This window comes from Bdellovibrio sp. GT3, from assembly GCF_037996765.1.
In the GTDB taxonomy this organism is placed as follows: Bacteria; Bdellovibrionota; Bdellovibrionia; order Bdellovibrionales; family Bdellovibrionaceae; genus Bdellovibrio.
Map to the genome: position 1 here is coordinate 186,705 of NZ_JBBNAD010000004.1, position 20,335 is coordinate 207,039.

Genomic DNA, 20,335 nt, shown 5'->3' on the forward strand with positions numbered 1-20,335 from the left:
TTAAGCTTAGGATGTGGAACGTCTTTTATCTGTGCAGCACGGTGAAAAATTTAATACTTTTAGCCACTTACTGGGGGCGTTGATCGCCTTTGTGGGAGTGGGTTTCCTGATGCACACGGCCTTCATTCGCCAAGACATGCCGCGCATTATTACATTTACGATATACGGCGTTTCGACCGTTTTAATTTATATTTTGTCGGTACTTTATCATTCTGCCAAAGGCGAGCAAAAGCGCACTTTTCAAAAGCTCGATTACATCGGCATTTATTTTAAAATTGCCGGAAACTATACGCCTTACATGATTTTGGCGATCAGTGGTGTCGCTGGGTACTCAGTTCTGTTGGTGGTTTGGGGTTTGGCTTTGCTCGGTATATATCTGGAGGTTTTCAGGAAACCGAAGGGTGCCACCTTGCGTAATATTTTGTATGTCACAATGAGTGCTTCTGTGATCCCTGTTCTGAGTGACCTCTATCAAGCGGTCTCAATGTGGGGATTCACTCTGATCATGGTGGGCTTTTTGGCCTATGTGATTGGTTTCATTTTCTTTTTATTCGATGAAAAAATTAAACATGGCCATGGAATCTGGCACATGTTCGTGATCACCGGAAGTATGTGTCAGCTGATTTGTCTGCTGATGTTCGTAGCCTAAAGGTTTCCGTTTAAAAATACGTAATAAAAATTGGAATTTCTTTTCAGTGGAATTAGGGCCAGTATGGCCCCGATTTTAGTGGCACGAACTTTGTTATAGGGTTCATTGCGACTTAAAACTCCTATCGAAAGGGAACCACTTATGAAAACAAATCACCTGATTCTTGGCGCGGCACTCTTCGCCTCTGTCATGCAAACTTCAACTGTAGCTCACGCGGCTTTCGATAAGGGAGATGTGGGCACAATCATCGGTGGTGTTATCGGGGGCGTTGCTGGTTCCGGTTTTGGAAAAGGCAACGGCAAAACGGCGGCAACTATTATCGGTGCAATCGCAGGTTCTGTGATCGGTAACAAACTTGGTCAAAACATGGAAGACAACGATCGCCGCGCTTATGGCGAGGCTCAACGTCGTTCTCTTGAGGGTAACATCGGTGAGAATTGCGGTTGGGATGGTGGCCAATATGGTTCTCGTTCCGGCGCGCGTGGATCTTTCAACTCCACTCGCGAAGGTTATAACTCTCGTGGTGAATACTGCCGTGAATATGTCAGCGTTATTGAAATGCGTGGCCGTTCGGAAAGAACTCAAGGCATTGCCTGCCAAGGTCACAATGGTTCCTGGTCAGAAACTCGCTCTTCAGATGTAAGCTGGGGCGGTCGCCCTGGTCACGGTCGTCCAGGCCGTGGTGATGGCGGTTACGGACCTCGTCCAAATCCACGCCCTCGTCCACCAATGCCACCTCCACCAAACCCAGGTGGTCGCTATGACCGTGCGGAAGTTCAGGTTTCCAGCATCACGCGCCGTACGGGTGGTGAGTGGGTTCGCCTAAGTTTTGCTTACCCTCAAGCTGTTGATCAGATTGAAGTTCGTACCTTGACGGCGGGTGTTCGTGTTCATGACGCGATTGTCTATACGCAAAGAGGCCAAAGACAATCCCTTTACAGTCTTCAAGGCCGCGGAACGATGTACGCAGGTCAAAGCGCGGTTTCTGAAAACTTCTACCGCGGTGATCGTGTGACTGCCATTGACGTCCGTTTGGAGTCCATGGGTGGCTACGCAGACGTCCTTTTGACAGTGTTCTCGTTGGACGGTTACCCGAATATTAACGTATCCCGTTTCTAATCCGGGTCTTCCGTTTATAAAGCCATAAAAGCCAGTCGGGACAGGGTGTCTAGACTGGCTTTTTAGCGTTCAAAAGCACATAGTGAGCTGTTTTTTTAAACAAGGAGCTCATTCATGGCAAAACTTCGTATTGGTATTAATGGTTTTGGTCGTATCGGTCGCGTTTTCTTCAGAGCCGCGCACGAGCAATTCGACATCGTAGGTATTAACTCTTTGGATAGCATTGAAGGTAATGCGCATCTTTTGAAATACGACTCTGCTCACGGCACTTTTGCCGGTGACGTTTCTCACGACGGTGAAAACCTGATCGTTAATGGTAAAAAAATCCACGTAACAAAATCCCGCAACCCAGCTGAAGTTCCTTGGAAAGCTTGGGGCGTGGACGTTGTTGTTGAGTGCTCTGGCGCATTCAAAAACAAAGAAGACTTCATGAAGCACATCGAAGGCGGAGCGAAACGCGTATTGGTTTCCGGTCCTGCTGAAAAAGGTGCAGACATCACTATGGTTTACGGTATCAACCACGAATCATACGATCCAGCAAAACACCACGTAGTTTCAAATGCATCTTGCACAACAAATTGCCTGGCGCCTCTTGCAAAAGTATTGAATGAAAAATTCGGTATCGAGCATGGCACTATGATGACAATCCACTCTTACACAAACGACCAAAAAATCCTGGACGCTCCTCACTCTGATATGCGCCGTGCACGTGCAGCTGCAGTAAGCATGATCCCGACAACAACGGGTGCTGCGAAAAACGTAGGTTTGGTATTGCCAGAACTTAAAGGCAAAATCGACGGTATCTCCGTACGCGTTCCAACTCCAAACGTGTCTTTGGTGGATTTCACATTCCAAGCTAAAACTGACGTGACTAAAGAAGCGGTTAACGAAGCTTTGACTGCGGCAGCTAACGGCGCTTTGAAAGGCGTTCTTGCTGTTGAAAAAGAAGAACTTGTATCTGTTGATTTCAACGGCAACAAATTCTCTTCTATCGTAGACCTTGCATCCACTATGACGGTGGGTCCTCGTATGGTTAAAGTTCTTTCTTGGTACGACAACGAAACTGGTTTCTCTAACCGTATGGTTGACGTTCTTAAGCACATGGCTGCGAAAGGTCTTTAATCAATGAGCGCAGGTCTTAAAGGCATTAAAACCGTTCGTGATTTCGCGTTGGAAGGCAAAGTTGTCTTCCTTCGCCTGGATCTGAACGTTCCAATGGAAGATGGCAAGATCACGGATGAAAACCGTATCACGGCTTCACTTCCAACTATCAAGTATTGCATGGAACATGGTGCGAAGATCGTTATGGCTTCTCACTTGGGTCGTCCAAAAACGAAAGACGATAAAGAGTTCTCTCTGGAGCCTGTTGCAAAACGTCTTCAGGAGCACTTGAATGCGGAAGTGATCTTGGTTGAAGAACCAGATTCTGATGCTCCAGTTCACTTGTTGCCATCTTTGAAAAAGAATCAATTGATCCTTCTTGAAAACGTACGTTTTGAAGCGGGTGAAACGAAAGACTCTATCGAGTTCGCACAAAAAATCGCGAACTACGCAGAGATCTACATCAACGACGCGTTTGGTGCCTCTCACAGAGCACATGCGACGATTCATGCGTTGCCGTCGGTGATGAAAGAAAAAGGCATTGGTTTCTTGATCGAAAAAGAAATCAACATGCTGGATTCTCTTTTGACGAATCCAAAACGTCCGTACATCGCCGTAATGGGTGGTGCAAAAGTTTCCGACAAAATGCCGGTTATCGAAAAATTGATGGATATCGTTGACGGTTTTATCATCGGTGGCGCTATGGCTTACACATTCTTGAAAGCTCAAGGTGTGTCTGTTGGTAACTCTTTGGTTGAGGCTGACAAAGTTCGCTACTGCAAAGAAATGATCGAACGTATCGCGGCTCGCGACAAGACGATCCTTCTTCCGGTGGATCACGTTGCGACGAAAGCTTTTGGTGATGTGGCGAATGCTCACACGACAAAAGACGTTGTGATTCCAGACGGCGAAATGGCTTTGGATATCGGTCCACAAACTATCCGCAATTATTCTGCAGCTCTTAAAGAAGCGGGCACTATTTTCTGGAACGGTCCAATGGGCGTTTTCGAAAATCCAGCGTTCTCTAAGGGGACTTTTGGCGTAGCGAAAGCGATCGCTGAATCCAATGCGACTAAAATCGTTGGTGGTGGTGATTCTGCGGCGGCGGCTGAAATGTCGGGTTATGCAGATAAGATGACCCACATCTCTACAGGTGGCGGGGCATCCTTGGAATACCTTCAAGGCGACAAACTTCCAGGTTTGGAAGTCCTTCGTACGAAAACTCGCCCAGCGAGCAATTACGAGTAGTATCTTTGGAAGGCTCCATAAAAGGAGCCTTTCTTTATTGAGGTTTTTATGAAAAAGATTTTTGCGGGTAACTGGAAGCTTTTTAAATCTCCGGCGGAGACTCGTACTTTTTTGAATAAGTTCAAAGAGGTGATGGGTTCTGTGACCGGGGAAGTTGTGTTTTTCCCTTCGGCTATTTCTTTGGAAGCGGCTTGTGAGGCGGTGAAGGGTTCTGCTATCAAGATTGGTGTGCAGAATGCTTATACTCAGGCTTCTGGTGCTTTCACAGGTGAAAACTCAGCACAAGTTGTGAAAGAGATCGGTGGAAACTATATTTTGATCGGTCATAGCGAGCGTCGTTCTATCTTTGGTGAGACGGATGCTTTGATCGCTGACAAAGTGGCCTATGTTCAATCTTTGGGTCTGACTCCGATGTTGTGCATTGGTGAAACTTTGCAGGAGCGCGAGGCGACTCACACGTTCCGTGTGCTGGAAACGCAATTGTTGTTGGGTTTGGCTAAAGCTGACAAATCAAAACCGATTGTTGTAGCTTACGAGCCGGTTTGGGCGATTGGCACTGGCAAGGTGGCAACTCCTGAACAAGTGGCGGAAACGCACACGGATGTTCACAACATCCTGACTAAAATGGGCTTCACAGCGCCGATCCTTTACGGTGGCAGCGTGAAACCGGATAATGCCGGTCAACTGATCAAGCAAGCACACGTCAGTGGGTTCTTGGTTGGTGGCGCTTCACTGGAAGTTGATTCCTTCCACAAAATTGCGAGTGTTTAGTGAAAAGAGAGCTGATGAAGCTCTCTTTTTTTATTTCTAACGTACAGGAATAAGAAGGACTGTTTATGAACGTATTTCCGATTCTGTTCGGACTTTTCGTTTTCGTTCAAGCCAATGCCAAGGATGAAAAATCAGTTTTGCTGGCGATCTCCAAGACGGAACACAAGCTTGTGTTCGTCGATTCTGTGTCGCTGAAAGTCCTGGGTAAAGTTTCGGTCGGGGAGGATCCCCATGAAGTTGTGGTGTCCGATGACGGCAAGACCGCCTACGTTTCAAATACTGGAAGTGGGCTTTTTCATGAGATCAACGTCATCGATATTCCCGGAATGAAAGCCATGCCTTCAATAGACACGGGGGCGTTGTTGGGGCCTCATGGAATGACTTTCACCGATGGGAAGTTGTGGTTCACCTCTGAAGGTTCTAAATCCGTTGCGCGTATTAATCCGAAAGACGGCAAAGTCGATTGGATTATGGGTATCGGTCAGAATCGCACGCATATGATTCAAGTTTCTCCTGATGCGAAACAGATTTATGCGACGAACGTGGATTCAGGAACTTTAAGTATCTTGGATAATTTACTTCTCCCTCCGCCGATTCCTCCCATAGGCAAACCGTTGCCGACCGCGAAGCCGCAGATGGGTTGGTTACAGACGATCATTCCTGCGGGCAAAGGCGCTGAAGGCTTTGATGTATCTCCGGATCGCAAGCAGATCTGGGTCACCAATGCCCATGATGCCACTGTTTCGATTGTTGAAATCGCCTCTAAGAAAGTTATTAAAGCCGTGGATACCAAAGTGTTGGGTATCAGCCGCATCAAATTCACTCCTGATGGCAAACGAGTTTTGATCTCCAGCTTAAGAACAGGTGATTTGCTTATCTATGATGTTGCGACTTACAAAGAGATCGGAAAACTGAATCTGGGTAAAGGAGCGGCCCATATTCTTATAGAAGACTCTGGCAATCGTGCCTTCGTGTCCTGCACGCCGGCGGGTTATATCTCGATCATTGATTTAAATAAGATGGAAGTGGTCGGGAAGTTGGATGTTGGACTTCGTCCGGATGGAATGGACTGGGCGCAAATGTGATTCAGTCTTGAAATTTTCAATTCGTTATCTCCTAACGAGTAAAATAAATTTGGAGTGGAATCTGTGCTTGGATGGATGTATCAAACTTTTGAAAATTAATAAGACAGGAAAAATATGAAAAATTCATGGCTGGCAAATCCTAAAGTTCAATCTCTTCTGGCAAGTCTTTATAAAGACTCTGCGGATAACGATGCGGCAAACCGCAAGGAAGCCAATGAACTTCCGGATACAGCAACCTCTGCGGAGTTCTACACAGCTATGCGCAAGGTCTACATGGCGGTGGGTAAGGACTTCGGAAATATGTTGTATGCGCAAGCCCGTGCGACCAATGCAAAAACGATTGTCGAGTTCGGTACTTCGTTCGGTGTTTCCACAATTTATTTGGCGGCAGCGATCAAAGACAATGGCGGCGGCAAAGTGATCACGACGGAATTCCATCCGGAAAAAGCGGCGAAAGCAAAACAGAATCTGACTGAAGCGGGCTTGATCGAATACGTTGAGTTCAGAGTAGGGGATGCATTGCAAACCTTGAAGCAGGATCAACCACAGAATGTAGATATGCTGTTTCTGGATGGCCCCAAGGGCATGTACATGGATGTTCTTAAGTTGATGCAAGGACAATTGCGCAGCGGTGGCATTCTTGCCAGCGATAATACAGATCACGATGGTTTGCAGGAGTATCTGGCCTATATCAGAAACACTGAAAACGGTTATATCTCATCGGCGATGCATACGAAGCGTGGCGACCGATATCCCGCTCATGAAATCAGCGTGAAGATCTAAACTAAAAAGGCAGCTTGTGAGCTGCCTTTTTGTTATCCGTTTCCTTTGGAGTTTTCTCTAATGGCGTTTTGAATTGATTTCTGTAGATTCGAAGCCTCGGACGATGGAAGGGTCTTGAGTGCTTTTTCAAATCGCGCACGTTGTTTCACTGCAATGGGTGATACGATTTCAGAAGCATAAACCCAAGGGTCTTTTTTGTTGCTTGCCGAAGCGATTTTAAGAATTTCAGCAAGAAGAAGCTGATCTTCTGGTGATTCCAAATATGCTTTTACGGCTTCTTCCAGAATCTTGAAGGCCTTGTCCTGTTGTTTTAAGACCGGGTCATTCTCTTTGTCCAAAGACTGATACTTATACATGTCAGGTAATGCAGTGATGATTGTTTCGGCCTTCTTCAGGTCAATAAGGGACTGATCCGCTGAAACAGCCACGGCATTGAAAGTAATAGAAAGCGTTAATATTGCGGTAACCATGAAAGTTTTCATAATTAAATCATCCTATGGCTTAATCATTACGCCAATAATTCTGTACGGTTTTCCGTTTGCTTTGAATCTACGTGCTTTAGGGGAGGACAGGAAGCTATTGTCCGACAAAAAGTCGCTGACATAACCGCCGTTGGTTCCCCACTCCGTTTTAATCTGCACATCTCCCGCCTGTCTTTTGTCAGAGGTCTCATAGACGAGGACGGCACCCTTCGGAGCATCATCCGGAGATTTAATGATGCCTTTATAGGGTTCATCCATCAGGTTGACGAAGCCTTGAGCCTTTAAATCTCTGACTGCGTTCTTGGCAAAACCACCCGGAGGACGACTTTTAACCAAGCCACCTGATTGCAATGCTGTCTTCACATACGAATAGCACCAACCTGTGGAGTGGGGCTCCTTGTTTCGGACACCGGCTTTGATCGTTTTTGCGACTTTGCTGCTATTTGAATAGTTTGTCACTGTGGGAAAGTTTTTCCACTCATGCTCGGTCATTGTGTATTTGCGTTTTTTATAAAGATCAAAGTTTGTTTTTTTGGATTTCGTAGCCGCCGCAATTTCAGAATTCTCTTTGGGCTTCTTTTTGGCAGCATCATCCAAGGCTTTCGTTGCGATATTCTGCAGGTCATTGCGATTGGTTTCGCTGCTGCCGCAGGTACCGTTCAATTTACAATTTCCACCCATGCCGGCTTCTGTTTTTGCAGAGTCGGGCATAGCCTCATTGGGATCGACACTTTTATCTTCGTTCGACGGTGGAGAAGGCTGCGGGTCACCGGACTTGCGGGAGGATTCAGCCAATGCATTTTCAGGGTTTTGCAATTCCATGTCTTCGCCATCGCGGAACTTCAACCATGGATTTTTCTTGTTGTAGTAAACCCAAACCACGTCACCGACTTTGGTTTTTGATTTGCCTTTGCCAAGTTTGGTAATGCGAACCTGAACGGCGTAGGAGCCAGGAGAGTTCATGCGCGTCGTGGTAACCACTTCGGCTTTCGATCCCGTGGGGACTGTTGACAGGATATTTCTGGAGGCTTTTGTGAACTCAGGCGAGGAGCGACCGTTCACTCTGCCGTTGAAAACAAGCTCACGAATGTTGTCAGATTCTTGCGCATGTGCGAAAGCTCCAAGCAACATCAATGATGTCGTAATCAAGAGTGTCTTAAGTCGTTTAATCAAACAATACCCCTCACTGGACTTTTCGGCGAAATGGCCAAAATCATGAGTGCTTTTGAGTATTTCGGCCACTTTCGGGGAGTTTGTGCGACATAATATTTCTGAGAGAATTTTAGTATTTATCAAAAAAACCCATGATTACAGTACTTTAGCTTCATTTTGAGAATTCCAGGTAAATTCGGGGCTTTGGAAAGCCTCTTGCCCGAGGTGCTATTTTGGAAGAAAGTAGGTCCACCAACAGGAGTTTCGGTTTCCTATGAAAGTTACTTTTGAAGACATTCAAAAAGCGCGCGAGCTTATTAAAGATATCATCAGCCCGACTGAGATGAGTCACTCCATCAGTGCGAGCAATCTCCTGAACAGTGAAGTGTATTTCAAATTCGAAAACACTCAGCGTACGGGCAGCTTTAAATTCCGTGGAGCTTTCAATAAAATTTCAAATTTGAGTGCCGAAGAAAAAGCCCGCGGAGTGGTGGCAAGCTCTGCCGGAAATCACGCGCAAGGTGTGGCGTTGTCGGCAAGGTTGGCGGGCGTGAAGTCCACCATCGTGATGCCAGAGAATTGCTCGATCAGCAAAGCGACGGCGACTCGGGCTTACGGTGCGAACGTGATTCTTAAAGGTGAAATCTATGATGAAGCCTACGAACACGCACAGAAGCTTGAAAAAGAACACGGGTATACTTTCGTACATCCTTATCAGGACCCATTCGTGATCGCAGGCCAGGGCACAATTGGAATTGAAATTCTGGAGAAAGTTCCAGATCTGGACACCGTGATTATTCCAATCGGTGGTGGCGGACTTATCAGCGGAGTGGCGCTGGCGGTAAAAACCCTGAATCCTAAAATCCGTGTGATCGGCGTGCAAAGTGATCGTTCGCCGGGAATGGCCTGTCTTTACAACAAACAAACTCCTGATCAAAAAAAGAAACGGGCGGCAACGATTGCGGATGGTATCGCGATCAAGAATCCGTCACAGATTATTTACGACAGCTTTATTTCCAAGTATGTCGATCAGGTGGTGACGGTCAGTGATGACGAAATTGCCGAAGCGATTGTATTCCTGATGGAGCGTGCAAAAACAGTGGCCGAGGGCTCTGGAGCGGCGGCGATGGCAGCGGCCATGCATGCGGGAATTAATCTGGGCAAGAAGTGCTGTGTGATCATCAGTGGTGGCAACATCGACTTGAATATCGTCAGCAAAATCATTGATCGTGGTCAGGCGTTGCGTGGGAAATTGTGTGAACTCTCTGTGATCGTCGACGATTTGCCGGGGAACTTAAGTAATTTGACCCAGGTTATTGCGGCAGAAAAAGCCAATGTTCTTGAAGTTCGTCATGACCGTGTATCGCAAGGTTTGTCTTTGCGTGAAACCAGAATTGATTTTGTGTTGGAGACTTCCAGCATTGAACATGTGGAAAAAATCAAAAAAGCCCTGGAAGCATCCGGAGCTAAAATTATTTAGTTGGATCCGGTGTCGTTGAGTGGGGGTCCCAATCAGGGACTCCGTATTTCATCAGGATGCGCGCCAATTCACCGTTTTGGCGCATCTCTATCAAGCCCTTGGAAAAAACCTTGGCATATTCTTCCGACTTTTTATTGGCCGGGGAAAACGCCATAAACAGCTTTGCATCATTGGCAACTGTGGAGCTGACGGCTTTGTATTCGTCAGGATTTATTTTCATTTCGGCCAGAACCGTGCGCAGAACCAGCTGATTTTCGATGAAGGCATCCAGACGTTTGCTTTCCATCATTTTCAGAATTTGCTCCAGGGGATGTTCGCCCGATATGGATACAAAGATTTCCCGATTTTCATTGATGATGCGATCCACATCACCGCCGTAGGCATAACCGTTGATGACCCCAATTTTTTTACCCGTCAGGGAGGAGTAATCCTTGTAAGTCCAATTGGAGTCTTTTTTGACGAAGAAGAAATCCTGGCCAAGTCCCAGTGTTTTTGTCGGGAAGACAAAATCGGGGCAATCGTTATAGTTGGCACCCACAACGGCGGTGGCCTTATTTTTACGGGTTTCATTGACCGCACGGGCCCAATTGACCATCGAGAACTTTACTTTGTGGCCGGCTTTTTCAAAGATTTTGGTGGCGACTTCAACCATATACCCTGGAGCCGAGCTGCTGTCGCAGACGTATGGGCACCATGCATCGGATCGAACTAGAATCGTGTCAGCTTTCGCCGGCAGCGACTGAATTCCGAAGATGAGTATGATTGCAGACACAAGAGTTTTCATTTCAAGCCGCCCCTAATTCTTACGGCTGCTTCATTCGTTACCGTGTCTTTCAACAAGTTACCAATTCAAAATCAGTTATTACTAAGTTGTAACTGCAGCGGGTGGTCGAATTTAAAGAAATTGCTCTATGGATTTCAGAGGAGAAATAAACTAATTCTAGTGTTCCACGAGATTGTGTGAGATTGCTTTTTTCGAGAGTAATTTAGGTCGCAAAAAGTAGCTCTGTGAAACATAAGATGCTTAGCGCCCCTAACGGACGCAGTAGTTCTAGAAATCGACTTTGCGAACGAAGTGGCATGTGTATCCGCCCGGATTTTTCAGCAAGTAATCCTGATGATACCCCTCTGCAGACCAAAATGGAGAGGCCTCTTCAACTGTGGTGGCAGCTGGCTTGCCCCAAGCACCGGATTTGTCCACACGGGCAATGACCTTTTCGGCCGTTTGTTTTTGCTCTTCGGAGGTATAGAAAATCTCGCTGCGATATTGGGTGCCAATGTCGTTACCTTGGCGGTTTTCCGTGGTTGGATCATGGATTTTGAAAAAATAGAGCAGAAGATTCTCGTAAGACAGTTGATCTGGATTGAATTCAACTTTGACGGATTCAGCATGATTTGTCGTGCCGGTTTTGACTTCGTTGTAGGTGGCATTTTGGGTGTTGCCACCCATGTAACCCACTTCAGTCTTCATGACCCCAGGCAGTTTGCGTAAAAGGTCCTCCATGCCCCAAAAACAACCACCAGCCAGGTATGCGATTTCTGATTTCATGGAGCCCCCTTGTTTAAGCTATTCGACAATGACCTTTGTTTCCGGTCGGCCGTAGCCACCGCCAGATCCTGAGCAGAAGCTCACGATCTCGCCTTTTAGAATCTTTTGTTGTCCCAATACAGGCAAGCTCTTTGTTGTGCCTGCGTGTTCAATGGTGACCTCGGAAGGGTCCCCATGCGAGCAATTTTTTGGCAAGCGAGGGCGATGCAAAGTCATATCTGTCAACCACGCTGCTTGGAGATCTTCCAAGGCCTCGATTTTACAAATCATGCCGCGACCACCGTTGAACTTTCCTTTTCCACCGATGGAGTTGCGACGGTCGATACGGTGAATACGCACCGGGAACTGTCTTTCCAAAGTCTCGACCGACAGGGTTTCAATGTGGGCACTGCGTCCTTCAACTTCAGACGTTGCTCCCTGACCACCACCGATGCTCAGGAAAGTCTGAGTGGACTCATGATTCAGTTGCACCAAAAGGGGAGTGGTTGAGCTAAGTGATTTTTCATTTTTAGTGTGAATGTATGACAAAGCCAGATCGACAGCCGTTTTCAGTGCCGCCACTCCGCAGGTCATTCCCTTCAAAGTTGACGCCGGGTACTTGGCCATCAACCAGCAGCCCGCGGGCTTGGTGACTTGTAAAATTGAAAAAGAACCTGTGTTTGCATAGCGATCAAAGCCGTAGAAATCACTGATGGCTTTAAAACAAGTCCCATAAGCCGCTGACTCTGTCAGGTGCAGGGTTTTGGCAGCCGAAGTGCCCCCGAAATCCATGGCAACGCGTCCGTCCTGAATTTCCAGATTCAAGCGCAGCAATTCGCCACTATCCAAAACAACATCAACCCGCGTTTCACCAGAGGCTCTTTCGGAAATCTTTTGCACCGCCAGTTTCTTGGACAGATGCAGATAGTCTTCGATCAGTTCGCCGGTGACGGAAATTCCAGTGCCTTCGATTGTGTCATGCAGCTTTTGAGCACTGGCAATCATGTCTGCGCATTGTACTTTGATCCACTCCGTGAAATTCGCCGGGCATGCAGGGTGAGCACTCATCGCTCCCAGAATCATTTCATTGAGCTGACCTTTTTGGCGTAAAGGAGTCGGGGGAATTCTGAGGCCTTCTTCTTCGACACTTTTTGCGAACTTGATGTTCTTGTTCAAAGTTCGGCGGTTGACCCAGATCAGATCTTCGGAAACGGCCATGATAAAAGTGATTTCATCCAGGGTCGTTCCACCGCTGTAAGGATCGTTCAATAGGGCAATATCGCCTTCAGCCAATTTCAAATACTTTGAAGCGGTGTTGGCAGCCGTCACCAAAGTGCCATAGGAGACCGGGTTGCTTCCACGTACCATGAGTACGTCATTTTCAGTTGTAAGCAGGGCTGATTCGCCTTGCAGGAAATCAGAAAGCAAAGAATGAAAAAGTTCGATATGGTAAGACATAAATTAAACCTTCGCCTTCATGCCCACCGCAACCACGGCGCGGGCTTCAGCAAAATCCTGATCATCAATAGTGGCATTGCTGTCTTTTTTGAAACCATTTGCAAAAAGCTCAGCCAGGGGGCCTGTGACTTTGATTTTTTTATTCTGGCGATGCAGAAGGGATTCCATCACGATTTTCTGCATGCCCAGGCTTTGCATTTCTTTGATCACAGTTGAAATTTCAAGATTGCGATCATAACTGGATTTAACCAGAGTCAGAAGAGCGGTTTTAAATTTTTGAATTCCCGCAGCCACAGTACGATCCTGCAGTCCCTCTGTTTTGGTCAGTTTGGCGTTCTCAGTCCAAAGATCAATCAGTGTGGGTTTTTGCCCGCGACCGATACTCATTGGGCCGGGTTCCCAACCCTCAATGCTGTTGCTGAAATCAAAGTGTTTGAATGAGTTCAGTTTTAAACCCATTGTCGGTTGAATCTTCAGTGGACGAATTTGCACACTTTTGATTTCAACTTTGCCCCAAGGACTTTCCCAGGTGTTGCTCCACGAGTTGGGAGAGATCAATACAAAGTCCTCAAGTCCCAGATGCAAAACATCCATCTGGGATTTTTGATACTGCAGTCCCAGCGCGCTATAGGAACCAAATAGACTGCCCACGCATTTGTGAGTCTCGTCCTGAAAGATTTCACCTTCAGCGCCTACGAAAAATACGCTGGCCTCGGAGACAGCATCTTTCATGCCCTCAAGAAGATCTTTTTTCAGATCCTGAAACAGGCCGGAGACAGTGGCGTTAAGCGCATTTTTTCTCCAACGAGTGACCTCGTCCTGATTTTCAGTTTTTTCAGGGATGTAAACTTCGATGCCTTTTGCCTTGAACAACTCAAGCGCCTGCTTTTCATGTGCAGGATTGATGTTCGCATGCAAAAAGTGAAGACAGACCTTTTTGATATTCATCAAAAGAATTTTTGCGGCAATGCCTTCAATTTCCTGGTCGTCCAACGGATGCAGAATCTGACCTGAAGCCAGCACTCTTTCGCGGACGGAAAAATGCAGTTCGGAAGAAGTGAGTGCTGATCCTGAGCAACCGCGAAGTTCAAGCCAGTTTTCAAAACCCTCGGTCGTTACATGTGCAACGGCACCGGAGAGTTTATAATCCATGAGTTTGTCGGAAATTCTCAGGCTCACGAAAGCTTTGGCAATGCCTTTGTCTTTGTGAGTTGAAAGGAATTGTTGAAGAGAATTCTTTAAGTTCTCACGGGACAGGTAGGCGCGTTTGGCTGCAACCGTGTTTGATCCATCCAGCAGAATATATTCTGCGAAGGATTCGCCCACACTTACACCTAACATGAAACTGTTTTGCATTTTTAAACGCTCTCTATTGAAATCGCACTAGAATGTGTTAAAGCTAGGCGATCAGATATAGCAAAGATATGGCCGTAAGAAAAGGATTGTTACGTGAAGATTTCTCCAGAAATTCTAAATCTAGTACCCTACAAACCTGGAAAACCGATCTCCGAGACTCAGCGCGAATACGGCTTGAAAACCGTTTATAAGCTTGCCAGCAATGAAAACCCGCTAGGGCCGAGTCCTAAAGCTATGGATGCCGTTAAAAAAGCACTGGAGCACCAAAATCTTTATCCAGATCCTTCTCATTATGAGCTTTTACATACAATTTCAAAACAATGGGGTTTCCCGACAAATCAACTTGCAATCGGCAATGGCAGTGATGAGTTGATCGATCTGCTAACACGCATTTTCTGTGAGCCGAAGCAGGGGGTTTTGACTTCCGTGGCCGCTTTTAATGCCTATGAAGTGAGTGCCGCAGCGAACAGAGCGGCGATTCGCAAGGTGCCTTTGACTTCGGGATATCGTTTTGACTTGGAAGCGATTGCTGATTACTTCTTTGCCCATCCCGAACAGGATATCCGTCTGATTTTTGTTTCAAATCCGAATAATCCTACAGGAACGTATGCCTCCAAAGCCGAAATCGAATCTTTCCTGGAGCGCGTTGGAAATCGTGATGATGTCATGGTTGTCTTCGACGAGGCTTATAACGAATTTGTGCGAGCTGAAGACTATGCATCTGCGCAAAATTACATGAGCAAATACAATAACCTGATTGTTTTGCGCACCTTCTCGAAAATATACGGTTTGGCGGGCTTCCGCATTGGGGCGATGATCGCGCCAGCCGCTGTGGTGGAGGTTTTTAACCGTGTGCGCAAGCCGTTCAATGTCAATGATTTAGCGCAAGTGGCTGCAAATGCGGCCCTGCAAGATAAAGAATTCCTACAACGCTCGCAGCAAATTTGCTGGAAAGGGCTTGATTACTTCTACAAGAAATTAGAAGAATTAGGCCTGCCGTACATTCATTCCCAAGGTAACTTCGTCATGTTTGACACACTTCGTGACGCGGTTAAAGTCAATGAAGCCTTGCTTCGTCGTGGGATCATCATGCGCCCTGTTCTTAATTATGGGTTCAAGACGCATATGCGTTTGAGTGTCGGACTTGATCATGAAAACGAAGCTGCAATTGCGGCTTTGAAAGAAGTGCTCAAAGAGATTCCTATTTTGGCTGGAACACCGATTCCAACAGTTTAGTTTTCTCGGCATTTTGTGTAGATTGGATTTTTGGAGTGGAAATGGGATTAGTAGTAACGATCGATGGACCTGCGGCCTCTGGTAAATCTTCAGTGAGCCGTGAACTTGCCCACCGCCTTGGCTGGAAGTGGGTTTCTACAGGTGCCTTCTATCGTGGCTTGGCCTATGCCGCTATTCAATTGAATGTGGACCTTGATGACGTGACGGCTTTGGCTGAATTGACTCATAATCCAGTTTGGAACGTGAGCCTGGAAGCGGATCGCACGCGCGTGTATTTCAAAAATCAAGATGTAACAGACGCGATTGCTCACGAAACCGTTGGTAACTTCGCTTCCAAAGTCAGTCATTACCCTGAAGTTCGTAAAGCTTTGTTGGATGCGCAACGCAATTGCAGCAATGGTGAACATGGACTTGTGGCGGAAGGCCGTGATTGCGGAACAGTTGTATTCCCAACAGCTGAAGCCAAAGTTTATCTGACAGCATCCTCTGAACACAGAGCTGCTCGTCGTGCGACAGAGTTGGGTCTTGATCACGGTGACATGGTAAAAGCGCAAAAACAACGCGATCACCAGGACTCCACTCGTAAAGCGGCACCTATGTCAGTTCCGACAGGCGCTTTGGAACTTGATTCCACTGAATTGGACCTGCAACAGGTCGTCGACAAAGTCGAAGCTTTCGTAAAATCTAAAATCTAACGCAGGCAAATTGCTTTCTCCTGCGTTGCTTCTCGTCGGCATACAGGAGTATGCCTTCTCGTCGCGCCTGGGATAAAACAATTTTCCAGCGTTAGTTATTTTGAGATTGCATGCGCTGCTTGGTTTCAAGCAGCAGGGCCAGTCTTAGGTTCGCGCGATAGATATCCTCGAAGCGGCTTTGTGGGCTTTCTTGAATATCGCGCAAGTTTTGTTCTTCCATTTTAAAATAGGCATCCATGGCCAGACGAAGTGATTCTTTCATTTCTGGATCCTTGGTATTCAATGTTTCTTCAAAAATTCCCAGCTGGCCGGTTTTTGATTCCTTCTGGAATTCCTCGCGGATTTCAGACTCCCAAAGTTTGAAGTAGTCCAGCGTTTCATCATCCCAGTACTGCACATCCTTGCCGTAACGAGCCTCAAGATAACCGCGTTGAGCTGCAGAGAAACCGATGAAAGACCAATAAACCCGCGTCTCCATCATGTTGATATAAAGATTGCGCCACAGGTGGTTTTTGTTTTCCGATGATTTTGCCACGCGAACCTGCAGAAGTTCCTGAACCAGAGGTTGCTGCGACTGGTTTTCTGCTCCGATCGTCTTTAGTGAGCCCAGATAGAACATGACCTGGCTTGGTGACGGATCAATGATTCCAGGGATGTCGGTTTGTGCCTGTCCTTTCAAAGCTTTTACCACCATCGAAGCACAATCCAACGCCAGCGTGTAATTGCGATAGCGTTTCCCGGTTTGCATTTCCAAGTAGCGTTTCAATTTATTTTTTTGTGCCTGACCGAGCTTCAATCGCGCCGTCTGCATAACTCGCTCGGTTTTATCCAAGCCTGTCCATGCAATACTTTTTTGCAAAATAGTCTGCTCAGGTGTTTGACCTTGAGTCAGTCCTTCCTGAATTACATCGGCAAGCACATATTCGCGCGTGGTTTTAACCGTCATATGTGTTTGACCATAAGAATAGACCAAGCCGTCCATTTCAATGGCCATGTGTGGGAAGGGAACTGTTTCGTTATAGATTCGCACTTCGTCAGAGGCCAATTGGAACTTGGAATCATTCAGGAATTTTCCGGATTCAACCGTGGCGCTTGGGTCATTGAGTTGTTCGTACCAGTTGTAAGCTTCAATTAAGGAAACTGCGATGATCGCATTCAATGCATAATCAGCGACACGACGGATTTTAACCCAAGTGCGATGCTCATTTAAAAAGTCCTGACGCTCCTTAAAGATATTCTCGGCCTTGTATTTTTTTAGAGTCGTTACTTCTTCGGCAGTGGGACGGTATTTGGGATCGCGCCAAAGTTTTTTAAAGATCTTTTGCGTTGGAGTCAGACCACCCGGCAAGTCAATACCATGAGGGATCAGTAGCATGTATTTCAAAGGGCCATTGTACAGGGATTGCGTCAGGCGCAGGCCTTTTTCTTTCGCAGTCGGTGCCGTGAAGAAGTCCGGGGTCCCGCCACGAGTTGCAGAGTATTGGGCATATTGTTGCAAAAGACGAATCGGAGCTTCCATGGCAGCTTGATAGTAAAGCACTCCTTCGAACATTTTCATTTTGCGCGGGGAGGAAGTCATGAACGCAAGTTCATCAGTCGTCAAACGCTGTTTGTTTGAGCCGATACCGGAAATCATTTTCTTGGTGATCTCAGTAAAACGTTTGTCAGCAATCGGGGAGGAATTGTCCTTAGCCTCGGCCGCAAAAAGCTTATTATAAGTATACAGCGCTGACAGATGTTGAAGTGCCGTGGTGTTCTTCATGACAGCCAGCTTTTTATTCAAATAACTGTCGTAAGTTTCTGTGACCGTTTTTTCTGAAGAGAAAACCGATGAGCACGTCAGGGCCTGAGCGTGGGCCGCCCAAGGTACCAGTGCTATCATCATGATTTTAAGCAATAAGTGCTTCATATTCTCTCTTCACAAAAAACTGGAGGAGCCCCGAGAGGCTCCTCCAGAGTTATTACTTCTTAAGATTGAAACCGATCAAAGCCAATTTCGCGGAAACAGAACCCAGCATGCGCTCGATTTCTGTTCTTACTTGAGGGTCTCTAACGTTGTTTGAAGTCAACTGAGACTCAAGCAAAGCCGCCAATTGCAAAGCCATTTCTGTATTTTGGATTGCCAACTCTTTCGTGTTCGCATCAACTTGCTCGGAAGACGTCAAACCTTTGATAAGGTTGCGTACTTTCAATGCCGCTGTCGTCGCGTTGCGATCAACGATGTTTTTATCGGCCATCAACTTGATCACATCAAGATTGTACAGGCTGCTGTCTTCGCTGAATTTGTTTGCAACCGCCTGGCGGATGATGTCGTCATAGATAGCGATCTTAAGTTGTGATTGCTGGTCCGCATTCAAGCTGAAGATTTCAGAAAGACCGCGTACTTCCGCGTCGATGCGGGAGCGGATTACTTTGTCCTGGCCTAGGATGCTGCGCACTTGCGACATGGACATAGCTTCCTTGGAGTCATTCATCATAAAGAAGAATGAACCTGCCGCACTGGCTGAAGCAGATGAAGTACCTGAAGAAAGCATTGTGTGCTTGTTGATAAGCAATTTAATAACCGGCTCGATGATGCGCTCATAAGTAAACTCCATGGATTTGCCCGAGCTTTCCACGGATTGTTCGAGTACTTTATCAAGGCCGGTAGCGATCGAGAATTTATCAAGACCTTCAATAGAAAGTTTACCCATGGTTTGAATAGAGCGCAGAACCATCGTCAATGGCACCAATACGAATTCAACTTTTTTAACGGATTCCACTCCTAGATATCCAGCACCGATGGTCACGCTGGAAGTTGGAACTCCACCCAGATAAGCGGTACGCAAGTAAGTGTACTTTTTAGCTACAGCAGCATCAACAGCAACCAATTTGCCAGCGCTGCTTTCAACTTTAGTTGTCGCGATGATCAAAGATAGCAAAGTCGCTGTGGATTGATCCAATGCGATTTCTGAGGCTGTTGATTTTTTTACGGCTACGCTGCCAGTGATGGAAGCGTCTTCCATTGGGCTGCGTGCAGAAGCAAATGCGGGTGCAACCAAAGTCATTGCCGTCAATACAGATACTGCCTTTTTAGATTTCATGGGTCTCTCTCTTTCGTAAATCAGCGTCTCGTTTTGAGACGCGTTGTTAATTGGTTTCACGAGAGAGATTGAATGCAAATGAGTTTCCAGTGTGGGATGCAATGGATAGTGTATAAACCCAAAAGGGGTGTTTAAGGCCCGCGTAGTTCCCTAAAAGTGGCACTATGGTTATCTAATTGTAACCGAGCGAAATGACTAGAATTTGAGGGACTGTTTGATTCCTTCAATGACCAGCTTTTCTGCCGGATTCCTGCCGAATTCAGGGCGATAAACCAGACAGATTTCATCGGAGTAGGAGGGGAGATCTGCAACGGGTTTCAGTTTGAATCCGGATGCCGAGACTGCGCGTGAAGGAATAACTCCCAAACCCAGGTTTTCATTTACCATGCTGCAGATCAATTCCAAGCTGTCCGTTTGAATGACCTTACCTGGCTTGCTTTTCCATTTTTTAAAGATGGACTGAGTCTGAAATAGTTCCGTATTTGCAATGACGGTATCTTTGTCGACAGCGCCTTTACCCTGCCAGACAGTAACAGTGTCGGTTGCGAGCTTTTGAATTACCAGGTCTGGATTGGGGACAGGATTGATAACGATACCAACATCGATGGTGCCACGTTGAATTCCCAGTTGAATGTTTCTGGATAGGTCATGTCGCAGCTCCACGCGATAGTCCGGAGCTGCAGAGCGAATATGGCGCAGAGCTTTCGGGATCGTATACTGAGCCACCGTAGTGTGACAGCCGATGGTGATGCTTCGACCCGCAAAAAGGGCTTTGTCACTATCGGGGAATTCAAGTTCAGTCAGAGTGCGCAAAAGGATTTGAGCTTTGCCCAGGAAGACTCGTCCACTGGCGGTCAGCTCAATGCCGGTTCGCGAACGATAAAACAATATGGTTCCGGCGTCAGTCTCCAGACGTTTCAGACTTTCTGATAAAGCCGGCTGGCTGATTTCCAGTTTGGTGGATGCCTCCACAATTGTTCTGCAACTGCTGGTGGCTACAAAGTTCTCGATATCGCGGATTCTGTATTTCATAAGTATTTACCTATTGAAAGTATAGTTATTATCATATTTTACATATATTCCAAAACGAAATATCTCTACATGCAGGA

Annotated in this window: 19 protein-coding genes; 10 read left to right on the forward strand and 9 right to left on the reverse strand. The window is 46.6% G+C overall.

Annotation, left to right across the window (positions count from 1 at the left end; all coding sequences use genetic code 11):
- Positions 1 to 13 precede the first annotated feature (13 nt).
- From trhA to AAAA73_RS02565, 7 genes are all read left to right on the forward strand, one after another.
- Complete coding sequence (gene trhA / locus AAAA73_RS02535; protein ID WP_340596584.1) at positions 14 to 649, forward strand: PAQR family membrane homeostasis protein TrhA; 636 nt, start codon at positions 14 to 16, stop codon at positions 647 to 649.
- A gap of 141 nt (positions 650 to 790) precedes the next feature.
- On the forward strand, positions 791 to 1,768 hold the full coding sequence (locus tag AAAA73_RS02540; protein ID WP_340596586.1) for a beta-sandwich domain-containing protein: 978 nt from the start codon (positions 791 to 793) through the stop codon (positions 1,766 to 1,768).
- 114 nt (positions 1,769 to 1,882) lie between these two features.
- Complete coding sequence (gap, locus tag AAAA73_RS02545; RefSeq protein ID WP_340596587.1) at positions 1,883 to 2,890, forward strand: type I glyceraldehyde-3-phosphate dehydrogenase; 1,008 nt, start codon at positions 1,883 to 1,885, stop codon at positions 2,888 to 2,890.
- Between the two features lie 3 nt (positions 2,891 to 2,893).
- The gene (locus AAAA73_RS02550) at positions 2,894 to 4,117 is read left to right on the forward strand and encodes a phosphoglycerate kinase (protein ID WP_340596588.1); all 1,224 of its coding nucleotides are present in this window, start codon (positions 2,894 to 2,896) and stop codon (positions 4,115 to 4,117) included.
- A 48-nt stretch (positions 4,118 to 4,165) separates the two neighbouring features.
- Positions 4,166 to 4,888: a triose-phosphate isomerase gene (gene tpiA / locus AAAA73_RS02555; protein WP_340596589.1), complete on the forward strand. Its 723-nt coding sequence runs from the start codon at positions 4,166 to 4,168 to the stop codon at positions 4,886 to 4,888.
- A gap of 65 nt (positions 4,889 to 4,953) precedes the next feature.
- Complete coding sequence (locus AAAA73_RS02560; protein ID WP_340596590.1) at positions 4,954 to 5,973, forward strand: YncE family protein; 1,020 nt, start codon at positions 4,954 to 4,956, stop codon at positions 5,971 to 5,973.
- A 114-nt stretch (positions 5,974 to 6,087) separates the two neighbouring features.
- A complete protein-coding gene (locus AAAA73_RS02565; RefSeq protein ID WP_340596591.1) occupies positions 6,088 to 6,756 on the forward strand; it encodes an O-methyltransferase in 669 nt (222 codons plus the stop codon).
- 32 nt (positions 6,757 to 6,788) lie between these two features.
- Here the strand turns inward: AAAA73_RS02565 and AAAA73_RS02570 are convergent, their stop codons facing one another.
- Together AAAA73_RS02570 and AAAA73_RS02575 are read right to left on the reverse strand one after the other, a co-directional pair.
- Entirely contained in the window at positions 6,789 to 7,238 is a 450-nt protein-coding gene (locus AAAA73_RS02570; RefSeq protein WP_340596592.1) for a hypothetical protein, read from the reverse strand.
- 12 nt (positions 7,239 to 7,250) lie between these two features.
- A complete protein-coding gene (locus tag AAAA73_RS02575) occupies positions 7,251 to 8,411 on the reverse strand; it encodes a hypothetical protein (protein WP_340596593.1) in 1,161 nt (386 codons plus the stop codon).
- A gap of 253 nt (positions 8,412 to 8,664) precedes the next feature.
- Between AAAA73_RS02575 and ilvA the strand changes: the two genes are divergently transcribed.
- A complete protein-coding gene (gene ilvA / locus AAAA73_RS02580) occupies positions 8,665 to 9,870 on the forward strand; it encodes a threonine ammonia-lyase (protein ID WP_340596594.1) in 1,206 nt (401 codons plus the stop codon).
- Here the strand turns inward: ilvA and AAAA73_RS02585 are convergent.
- The 4 genes from AAAA73_RS02585 to AAAA73_RS02600 form a co-directional block, all read right to left on the reverse strand.
- A complete protein-coding gene (locus tag AAAA73_RS02585) occupies positions 9,863 to 10,654 on the reverse strand; it encodes a substrate-binding periplasmic protein (RefSeq protein WP_340596595.1) in 792 nt (263 codons plus the stop codon). The two genes, ilvA and AAAA73_RS02585, sit on opposite strands and share 8 nt — an antisense overlap.
- 267 nt (positions 10,655 to 10,921) lie before the next feature.
- Positions 10,922 to 11,419 carry a peptide-methionine (S)-S-oxide reductase MsrA gene (gene msrA / locus AAAA73_RS02590; RefSeq protein WP_340596596.1) on the reverse strand — a complete coding sequence of 166 codons (498 nt, stop codon included), beginning with the start codon at positions 11,417 to 11,419 and terminating at the stop codon, positions 10,922 to 10,924.
- A gap of 18 nt (positions 11,420 to 11,437) precedes the next feature.
- The gene (locus AAAA73_RS02595; protein ID WP_340596597.1) at positions 11,438 to 12,856 is read right to left on the reverse strand and encodes a hydantoinase B/oxoprolinase family protein; all 1,419 of its coding nucleotides are present in this window, start codon (positions 12,854 to 12,856) and stop codon (positions 11,438 to 11,440) included.
- Positions 12,857 to 12,859: 3 nt separating this feature from the next.
- Positions 12,860 to 14,212, reverse strand: coding sequence for a hydantoinase/oxoprolinase N-terminal domain-containing protein (locus tag AAAA73_RS02600; protein ID WP_340596598.1), 1,353 nt, complete (start codon positions 14,210 to 14,212; stop codon positions 12,860 to 12,862).
- A gap of 93 nt (positions 14,213 to 14,305) precedes the next feature.
- Here AAAA73_RS02600 and hisC point away from each other — a divergent pair, with 93 nt between their 5' ends.
- Positions 14,306 to 15,448, forward strand: a complete 1,143-nt coding sequence (hisC, locus tag AAAA73_RS02605) for a histidinol-phosphate transaminase (protein ID WP_340596599.1) — start codon at positions 14,306 to 14,308, stop codon at positions 15,446 to 15,448.
- 41 nt (positions 15,449 to 15,489) lie between these two features.
- Positions 15,490 to 16,143 (forward strand): (d)CMP kinase, encoded by a 654-nt coding sequence (gene cmk / locus AAAA73_RS02610; protein ID WP_340596600.1) that lies wholly within the window; start codon positions 15,490 to 15,492, stop codon positions 16,141 to 16,143.
- 91 nt (positions 16,144 to 16,234) lie between these two features.
- On the opposite strand, the gene AAAA73_RS02615 is transcribed toward cmk, so the two are convergent.
- The 3 genes from AAAA73_RS02615 to AAAA73_RS02625 all read right to left on the reverse strand — a co-directional run bounded on the left by AAAA73_RS02615 (position 16,235) and on the right by AAAA73_RS02625 (position 20,258).
- Positions 16,235 to 18,052, reverse strand: coding sequence for a hypothetical protein (locus AAAA73_RS02615; protein WP_340596601.1), 1,818 nt, complete (start codon positions 18,050 to 18,052; stop codon positions 16,235 to 16,237).
- 52 nt (positions 18,053 to 18,104) lie between these two features.
- Positions 18,105 to 19,226, reverse strand: a complete 1,122-nt coding sequence (locus tag AAAA73_RS02620; protein ID WP_340596602.1) for a hypothetical protein — start codon at positions 19,224 to 19,226, stop codon at positions 18,105 to 18,107.
- A gap of 195 nt (positions 19,227 to 19,421) precedes the next feature.
- Complete coding sequence (locus AAAA73_RS02625; RefSeq protein ID WP_340596603.1) at positions 19,422 to 20,258, reverse strand: LysR family transcriptional regulator; 837 nt, start codon at positions 20,256 to 20,258, stop codon at positions 19,422 to 19,424.
- Positions 20,259 to 20,335 lie beyond the last annotated feature (77 nt).